Genomic DNA, 8,493 nt, shown 5'->3' on the forward strand with positions numbered 1-8,493 from the left:
ATTGCGAATTTGCCGAGGTAAACCCTGGTTATGAAATTGCGACTTGAACAGCGTATTTTTCTCCGTAGTCTCTGTTGGCAGACATCGTGGAATTTTGCCGGGATGCAGTGCTTGGGGCTGGCGTACGCCATTTATCCGCTGCTTGAGAATCGTTATGGTCACGATCGCGAGCTGCTGATCCGGAGAGTGCGTCGTTATTTGGTCTGCTTCAACACCAATCCCTATCTGGGGGCGGCCATTCTCGGTTTCCTGGCGCATATGGAAGGTCAGGGTGAGGAGATGGGGGATCAGGGACTGGCTTTGAGTGGTAGCCTTGCGGGACTCTACGGGGCCGTCGGGGATGCTTTTTTCTGGAACGGGCTCAAACCGATGGTTTGCACCCTGGCGGTGCTCTTGTATTTTCTGGCACCCGGTCTGCTGGCGCCGCTCTTTCTGATCCTGATCTACAATGTGGTGCATCTCGGGCTGCGCTATGCGGTGTTTCTCCACGGTCTGCATCGCGGCATCGGGGTTATCGAGGTTATCGACGGTTGGCATCTGCCGCGGCTTCGTAATGCCATGGAAGTCCTGACTTCCGCCGGGCTGGCCGTAATTGTCTATCTGCTGGCTATCCACTTCGGCTTTGTTCGGGTTACAGCCCCTTTTCTGTTGTTCCTGCTGTTGTTGAGCGGGTTTTACTGGTGGCGGAAAAAAAACAGCGGCATGGGCTGTCGCCTGCGGGAAATTATTCCGGTCGGCGCCTTGTTTGTCCTGGCCGCCATCCTGCTGGATGGCGTTAATTAAAAAAATAAAATCCTCAATTGCTGAATGACATGTTGAAAAAAGAATTCAAAATAGTTAATAGGTTGGGGCTGCATGCGCGGGCGGCGGCGGCCCTGGTGCAGCTGGCCGGCAAGTTCTCTTCGGAAATCACGCTCCGCAAGGAAAAATTGTCAATCAATTGTAAAAGTATCATGGGGGTTCTGATGCTGGCGGCGGCTTGCGGCAGCACGATTGTCGTCGAGGTTGCCGGCGTGGATGAGAGCGAGGCTTTGCAGGCGGTGGGAACTTTGATCGAGGATGGCTTTGGCGAACTTCAAAGGAACTGAAAAAGTGAGCGACCGCAGACTCCATGGTTTAAGCTGCATGATCAGCGGGGTGGGGGCTTCGCCGGGAATCACGATCGGTCGGGCCTTTCTTCTTGACCGCGGGAAACTCAAACCTCGCTGCGAAAAGATTCCCAGTGACCAGGTCGGCGCCGAAAGTGAGCGTTTTCTCGCGGCGGTCGCCGGCGCCCGCCGCGAACTTGAGGAAGTCAAGGCGAGAACGATTCGCACGGGAGAGGTTTCGTCGGAGCATAACTATATTTTCGACGTGCATCTGCTGATGACCAAAGACAAGATGTTGGTCGATGACACCCTGACCCTGATCAAGGAAAAGAAAATCAACGCCGAATGGGCCTTGAGTTTAAACAGCGAGAAGATCATAAATTTTTTTCGTCAGATGGAGGATGCCTACCTGCGGGAGCGCCAGAGTGATGTGGCCCATGTCTGCGAGCTGATTCTGCGCTATCTGACCAGCAGTGATTATGACAGTATCGACAAGATCAGCCGCGGAGTCATCGTGGTTGCCCATGATCTGTCTCCGGCCGACACCTTGCAGCTTGATCCCAAAAAGATCAGCGCCTTTGTCACCGATCTCGGTGGGCGGACTTCCCATACCGCGATTGTCGCCCGTTCGTTGGAAATTCCGGCCGTGGTCGGAACCGAGTTCGCGACTGAAAAAATCAATGGCGGCGACCGGTTGGTTGTGGATGGGATTGAAGGGCGGGTAATCGTCAATCCCAGCCAGGAACAACTGGCCGGCTATCAGGATAAAAGTAAGCAGTATCGCAACTTTCAGACCCAGCTGATCAGCAATCGGGATCTGCCGGCGGAAACGCGCGACGGTTTTCAGGTCGCTCTGGCCGGCAACATTGAAAGCCCGGAAGAAACCGAATCGGTGCTGGATCACGGGGCCCGTGATATCGGACTTTATCGGACCGAGTTTCTTTACCTGAATCGGACCTCCCTGCCCTCGGAAGAAGAGCATTATCTGACTTATAAAAAGGTGGCCGAATCCTTGCCGCCGGAGAGTACGATCACGATCAGGACCTTTGATCTCGGTGCCGACAAATTGGCCGCGATTCAGAATTTTCACGGTGACTGTATCAATCCGGCTCTGGGGCTCAGAGGGGTGCGCCTGTGTTTGCATCGGCGGGAAATCTTTATTACTCAGCTGAAGGGCATTCTGCGCGCGAGTTCACATGGCCGGCTTAAAATCATGCTGCCGATGATTTCCGGTCTGGCCGAGCTGCGCCAGGCCCGGGCCGTGATCGAACAGAGCATGGCCGAGCTTGAACGCGAGGGGGCGGCGTTCGCGCGGGATATTCCGCTTGGCATCATGATTGAAGTGCCCTCGGCGGCAGTGATTTCCGACATGCTTGCCCGGGAGGTTGATTTTTTCAGTATCGGTACCAACGACCTGATTCAGTACACCATGGCTCTGGATCGCAGCAATGAGCATGTTTCTTATCTTTATGAGCCGCTTCATCCCGCTATTCTGCGTCTGCTTAATCAGGTGATCGGCAATGCCCGCCAGGCCAATATTCCCGTCAGTATTTGTGGGGAAATGGCCGGCGAGCCCCTGTATACCCTGATTCTGCTGGGGATGGGTTTCAACAAGCTCAGCATGAATGCCATTTCCATCCCTTATATCAAACAGATTGTCCGCGAGAGTACCTTTGTCGAAGCCCGTCAGCTGCTGGCTGAGTCTCTGAGTCTGAACACTGCGGCCGAGGTCGAAAACTTTGTCGCCAGAGAGATGAACCGGCGTTTTCCTGAAACCTTTCTGATGAAGGTCTAGAACCCCGATGGCGATGTGAGGCGGAATCTTTGCTGACTTCCGGACGCTCACCAGGATCGTGATCCGTTGGTGGCCGATAAATTTTTAACCTGAACTTTCGGAGCTTGAACATGGCGACAAAAAATTATCTTTTTTCATCGGAATCCGTAACCGAAGGGCACCCCGATAAGGTTGCCGATCAGATTTCAGACGCGATTCTCGACAGTATCATGAGCCAGGACCGGAAATGCCGCGTAGCCTGCGAAACCCTGGTAACCACCGGAATAGCCGTGGTTGCCGGAGAAATCACGACGGATTGTTATGTCGACATACCGGCGATTGTTCGGGAAACCATTAAAAATATCGGTTACAACGATTCGAGCATGGGCTTTGACTGGGAAACCTGCGCCGTGTTGACCAGTATCGATAAGCAGTCACCCGATATCTCACGAGGGGTTACCGCCGGCGAAGGTCTCTTTAAAGAGCAGGGGGCCGGTGATCAGGGACTGATGTTTGGTTTTGCCTGCAATGAAACCGAAGAACTCATGCCGATTCCGATCACGCTGGCCCATCGTCTGACTCGGCAACTGGCCCGGGTGAGAAAAAAGGGGGTTCTGCCTTTTCTGCGTCCCGACGGCAAATCACAGGTCACGATTCAGTATGAAGATTTTCGTCCGAAAAGGATCGATGCCGTGGTTATCTCCAGCCAGCACAGCCCCGACGTCAGTTACGAGCAGCTGCGCGAGGCGCTTATCGAAGAGGTTGCCAAGAAGGTTCTGCCGGCGGAAATGCTTGATGCCAAAACCAAGTTCCTGATCAATCCCACCGGGCGGTTCGTGGTTGGCGGGCCGATGGGTGACTGCGGTCTGACCGGGCGCAAAATCATCGTCGACACCTACGGCGGCAAGGGTGGTCACGGCGGGGGCTGTTTCTCCGGCAAGGACCCCAGCAAGGTCGACCGCAGCGCCTCGTACATGGCCCGTTACGTGGCGAAAAACCTGGTTGCGGCCGGGCTGGCGGCAACCTGTGAAGTTCAGCTCGCCTACGCTATCGGGGTCGCTGAACCGGTCAGCGTCATGGTTAATTCCTTCGGCACCGGCAAGCTGCCTTCCGAAAAACTGGCCGCGCTGGTGCGCAAGCATTTTCAGCTACGCCCCGCCGGAATCATTGAAAGCCTCGACCTGCTGCGGCCGATTTATCAGCAGACGGCGGCCTACGGGCATTTCGGGCGCAACGAGCCCGGGTTTTCCTGGGAGAATACCGATATGGCGGAGCTTCTGCGTGAGGCCGCCGGAATTTAAGCGCGCCTTTGAGAGTACCGACGGGGCGTTGCCGGTTTTCGGCCCGGCGGTCGGTCGCGCAGTATCTGCTTGAATTGCCCGGCGGCCTATGCTAAGAAGCGCCGCAGTTGTCGGGGGTGGAGGTCGACTATGTTTTCTACCCCAGGCGCATAACTGAAAAACGGAGAGATGGCCGAGAGGTCGAAGGCGGTAGACTCGAAATCTATTGTGGGTTTTTAGCTCACCCGGGGTTCGAATCCCCGTCTCTCCGCCAGCCTGATCAAGCCCCGCGCCGAGGTGAAAATTATTTTCCCTCGGCGCGGGGCTTTTTTGTCCGCAGAAGAAAGCCGCCAATCTGAATCCTTACCTTCTCTGGTTATATTTTACCGCGCGAATTGTCGAACCGGCGGGCCGGCGCTTGCCTGCAGCAGGGGCGGAATCTTAAAATAAAGCGCGGCGCGAATGTTGCACATTTATTGCTTGCGCGGTCGAGGCAGGCCTGATTTGCTGGTTAAGCGGCCGGGTTCCGAGGATTTCTTTAAAAATCATTGAATAAATAAAAGGTCGGCCTGGCCGAAGCAGAGGGAGAAATAAGATGAGGAAGATGAGTGACGTGGTTTTTGTCAGCGCGGTGCGGACCCCGATGGGTAGCTTTGGCGGAACGATGAAGGATCTGCAGGTTTATGACATGGGCGCTTTTCCGGTGCGGGAAGCGCTGAAAAGGGCCCAGGTTGATGGCGCAGATGTCGACGAGGCCATCATCGGCAACTGCCGTCAGGCGGGCAACCATGTCAATCCCGGGCGCACGGTTGCGTTAAAGGGCGGATGCGGGCAACTGACCCCGGGGGTCACGATCAACAAGGCCTGTCCCGCCGGGATGAAGGCCGCGACCATGGCGGTCTCGCAGATCGTCATGGAACAGGCCAAGATCGTTCTGTGCGGCGGCATGGAGTCGATGAGCACGATTCCTTATCTGCTGAAAGGGGCTCGTTTTGGTGGTTTTAAGATGGGTGATCGCAAGCTTGAAGATGGCTGGGGTGACAGTTATGACCCGATTGCCAAGGTCAGCATGGGTATGACCGCGGAAAATGTCGGTGAAAAATATGGTATTTCGCGACAGGAGATGGATGAATACGCGGTGCGCTCGCACCAGCGGGCCCAGGCCGCCGCGGACAACGGTTGGTTTGCCGAGGAAATTACCCCGGTGACGCTTCCCGGTGACCGGAAAAAACCGGCTTTTGATTTTACGGCGGACGAATCCATTAAGGCCGACAGCACAGTTGCAACCTTGAGTAAGCTGCGCCCGGCCTTCAAACCTGAAGGCGGCAAGGTGACCGCCGGTAATTCCTGCGGGCTGACCGACGGTTCGGCCATGATGGTGGCCATGACCCGGGAGGCGGCCGCCGCGCGCGGGGTTAAACCTTTGTTTTCAATGGTTGATTTTTGTCAGACCGCGGTTGACGGGACCTTTATGGGCGAGGGTCCGGGAGAGGCGATTCCCCGGGTTCTGCAACGCGCCGGCATGAGTTTGAGCGACATTGATCTGTTCGAGATCAATGAAGCCTTTGCCGCGCAGGTGCTGGGCAATGTCGCCCGGCTCAAGCTTGATATCGATAAACTTAATGTCAACGGCGGCGCCATCGCTCTTGGCCATCCGACCGGTTGTTCCGGGGCGCGGATCATGGTGACCTTGTATCACGCTCTCAAGCGCCTGGATAAGGAGCTGGGGGTGGCTTCGATTTGTGGCGGCGGGGGTGCGACCATGGCCGTGATACTGAAGCGTGAAAGCTGAACCTTAAAATAACTTTCAGCGTCGTTGCTGGGTTCCGGATTTTCGCCAGAATTTCCGGGTTGGCTGAATCGCTACAAAAAGATCCAGGGGCTTGACCTGAGTTCTGCGGGAAATCTCAGATCGTGTCCCCAGATTTTCAAAGAAGTCACCGCGGGGTTGCCAGAGGGCTTGAACCGGAAGTCAAAGGGGCGGCGGATTTTTTTATCAAAGCCGATAAAAGGGGATCAACCATGATTAACTTGCAAGGAAAAGTGGCGATTGTGACCGGCGGTAGCCGGGGAATCGGGGCCGAAATTGCCAAACTGCTGGGTTCGCTCGGAGCCCGGGTTGCGGTCAACTATAATCGCAGCTCCGAACAGGCTGAAGCCTTGGTTCGCGAAATTCAAGGTATGGGTAGTGACGCCTTGGCTTTTCAGGCGGATGTTTCCAGCCTGCCCGACGCTGAAGCCCTGGTTGCGGCGGCGAAAGAAAAATGGGGTAGCGTGCATATTCTGGTGACCAGCGCCGGCATGAACTGGGACGGCACCATCTGGAAAATGACCGCCGAGCAGTGGCAGCGGGTAATTGATGTCGATCTGACCGGAACCTTCAATTACATTCGCGCCTGCGCGCCGATTTTCAAGGACCAGAACTGGGGTCGGATTATCACGATCACCTCAATCAACGGCCTGCGCGGCAAATTCGGCCAGGCCAATTACTCGGCCGCCAAGGGCGGAGTTATCGGTCTGACCAAGGCCGTCGCCAAGGATCTGGGTAAATATCTGGTGACCTCGAATTCGGTGGCTCCCGGCTTTATCCTGACCGAAATGGGCGAAGCTATGCCGGAGGAGTTTAAGCAGATCGCGATCAACGAAGGGGTTCTGAAAAAAGCGGGCAAACCCGAGGATGTCGCCAATCTGGTTGCTTTCCTGGCTTCCGATGCCGCCGGTCATATCACCGGGGAGGTGATTAAGGTTGACGGCGGTCAGTATATATAAATGGATCGGGAAATAGATCGGGAAAATTTAGGCGGCGTGTCTTTGCCGCCGGCCGGCTAAAGTTGAAAAGGAGATTTTTATGTCTGCATACAAGTTCATCACCTATGAAGAGAGAGACGGGGCCGCCTGGTTGACGATCAACCGGCCGCCCTTAAACTGGCTGGATATCGCCACGATGGAAGAGATGAATTGCGCTCTGGAAAAGGTGTTGGCGGCCGGTCCCGAACTGAAGGTTCTGGTGCTTCAGGCCGCCGGTAAAAAGGCTTTTTCAGTCGGGGTTGATGTCGGCGATCACACTGAAGACAAGGTTAACCACATGATCGCGGCTTTTCATGGTATTTTCCGCCGTCTGGATCGGCTTGAGATACCGACCATCGCCGCGGTTCAGGGCGCGGTTCTGGGCGGAGGCTGTGAAGTCGCTCTGTTCTGCGACATGGTCGTGGCGGCCGACAATATCAAAATCGGTCAGCCCGAGATCAAACTCGCGGTTTTTCCGCCGATCGCGGTGGCCGCCCTGCCGGCGATCGTGGGTCCCAAAAAGGCCTATGAAATGGTGCTGGGCGGCGAAGCCCTGCGCGCCGACGCGGCCCTGGCCTGCGGGCTGATCAACAAGGTGGTTGCGGTTGATGATTTCGCCGCCGAACTGGAAAAATTCGTTAAAATTTTTACCGCCCTGAGCGGTTCGGCCCTGCGTTCGACTAAGCGCGCCCTGAAAGCTGCCTCCGATAAACCTTTTGCCGCGGCGCTGGAGACGGTCGAAGGCGCCTATCTTTATGACTGCATGCGTAATCAGGATGCCCGTGAGGGACTCAGCTCCTTTCTTGAGGAGCGCAAACCGACCTGGAGCAACCGCTAGGCGGCGAGGCTGCCGGTCTGGGGCAAGGTAAATCCGTAAGTCCTGTTTAATTGACTTTGAGTCGCGAAATGGTTCCGGCCGCGTCCGGGGTAGGAGGAAAAAATGTTTGAGATTCCAGCGAAAATAAAAACCTGGCAGATGGTCAAGCCGGGGGAACTGCAACTGACCGAAGTGGATATGCCGACCATCAATCAAGGTGAAGTCTGTGTTAAGATCGCCGGTTGCGGCATCTGCCATACAGACCTTGGTTTCTTTTACGACGGGGTGCCGACGGTCTGCCCGCCGCCCTTGACCCTGGGGCATGAAATCAGCGGCACCGTGATCGGCGGGGATGCCGAAATGATCGGCAAGGAGGTTATCATTCCGGCGGTCATGCCCTGTAATGAATGCCCGATTTGCAAAGCCGGGCGCGGCAACCGTTGCCTGAACCAGAAAATGCCGGGCAACAGCATCGGCATCTACGGTGGTTTTTCCAGTCATATCGTGGTTCCGACTGCGGGGCTCTGCGTCATTGCCAACCGGGGCGAACGGCCGCTTTCGCACTATGCCGTGATCGCCGATGCCGCCACTACCCCTTATCAGGCGGCGATTCGGGCTGAACTTGATAAACCCTATTTCCCGGATGGCGATCTTGTCATTGTCACCGGCGCCGGGGGCGGAGTGGGGACCTACATGACCCAGATCGCCAAGGCGATGGGGGCCCGGGCCGTGGTCGCGATTGATATC

The 8,493-nt window shown here is 56.0% G+C and carries 8 protein-coding genes and 1 tRNA gene; all 9 read left to right on the forward strand.

Annotation, left to right across the window (positions count from 1 at the left end):
* Positions 1-30 precede the first annotated feature (30 nt).
* Positions 31-783, forward strand: coding sequence for a PTS mannose transporter subunit IIA (locus ENN66_11400; protein ID HDS17189.1), 753 nt, complete (start codon positions 31-33; stop codon positions 781-783).
* 29 nt (positions 784-812) lie between these two features.
* Positions 813-1,088, forward strand: a complete 276-nt coding sequence (locus ENN66_11405) for an HPr family phosphocarrier protein (GenBank protein ID HDS17190.1) — start codon at positions 813-815, stop codon at positions 1,086-1,088.
* Positions 1,060-2,883, forward strand: coding sequence for a phosphoenolpyruvate--protein phosphotransferase (gene ptsP / locus ENN66_11410; GenBank protein HDS17191.1), 1,824 nt, complete (start codon positions 1,060-1,062; stop codon positions 2,881-2,883). The genes ENN66_11405 and ptsP overlap by 29 nt, the downstream gene beginning before the upstream one ends.
* Before the next feature lie 110 nt (positions 2,884-2,993).
* Positions 2,994-4,163: a methionine adenosyltransferase gene (locus ENN66_11415; protein HDS17192.1), complete on the forward strand. Its 1,170-nt coding sequence runs from the start codon at positions 2,994-2,996 to the stop codon at positions 4,161-4,163.
* A 162-nt stretch (positions 4,164-4,325) separates the two neighbouring features.
* Positions 4,326-4,416 (forward strand) — tRNA-Ser (locus ENN66_11420).
* Between the two features lie 321 nt (positions 4,417-4,737).
* Positions 4,738-5,934 carry a thiolase family protein gene (locus ENN66_11425; GenBank protein ID HDS17193.1) on the forward strand — a complete coding sequence of 399 codons (1,197 nt, stop codon included), beginning with the start codon at positions 4,738-4,740 and terminating at the stop codon, positions 5,932-5,934.
* Between the two features lie 233 nt (positions 5,935-6,167).
* A complete protein-coding gene (locus ENN66_11430) occupies positions 6,168-6,911 on the forward strand; it encodes an SDR family oxidoreductase (GenBank protein HDS17194.1) in 744 nt (247 codons plus the stop codon).
* Between the two features lie 73 nt (positions 6,912-6,984).
* Positions 6,985-7,767: an enoyl-CoA hydratase gene (locus ENN66_11435; protein HDS17195.1), complete on the forward strand. Its 783-nt coding sequence runs from the start codon at positions 6,985-6,987 to the stop codon at positions 7,765-7,767.
* A 102-nt stretch (positions 7,768-7,869) separates the two neighbouring features.
* Positions 7,870-8,493: 6-hydroxycyclohex-1-ene-1-carbonyl-CoA dehydrogenase (locus ENN66_11440; GenBank protein ID HDS17196.1), on the forward strand; the 624-nt coding region annotated here is incomplete at its 3' end.

The organism is Pseudomonadota bacterium, assembly GCA_011049115.1.
In the GTDB taxonomy this organism is placed as follows: domain Bacteria; phylum Desulfobacterota; class Anaeroferrophillalia; order Anaeroferrophillales; family Tharpellaceae; genus DSCM01.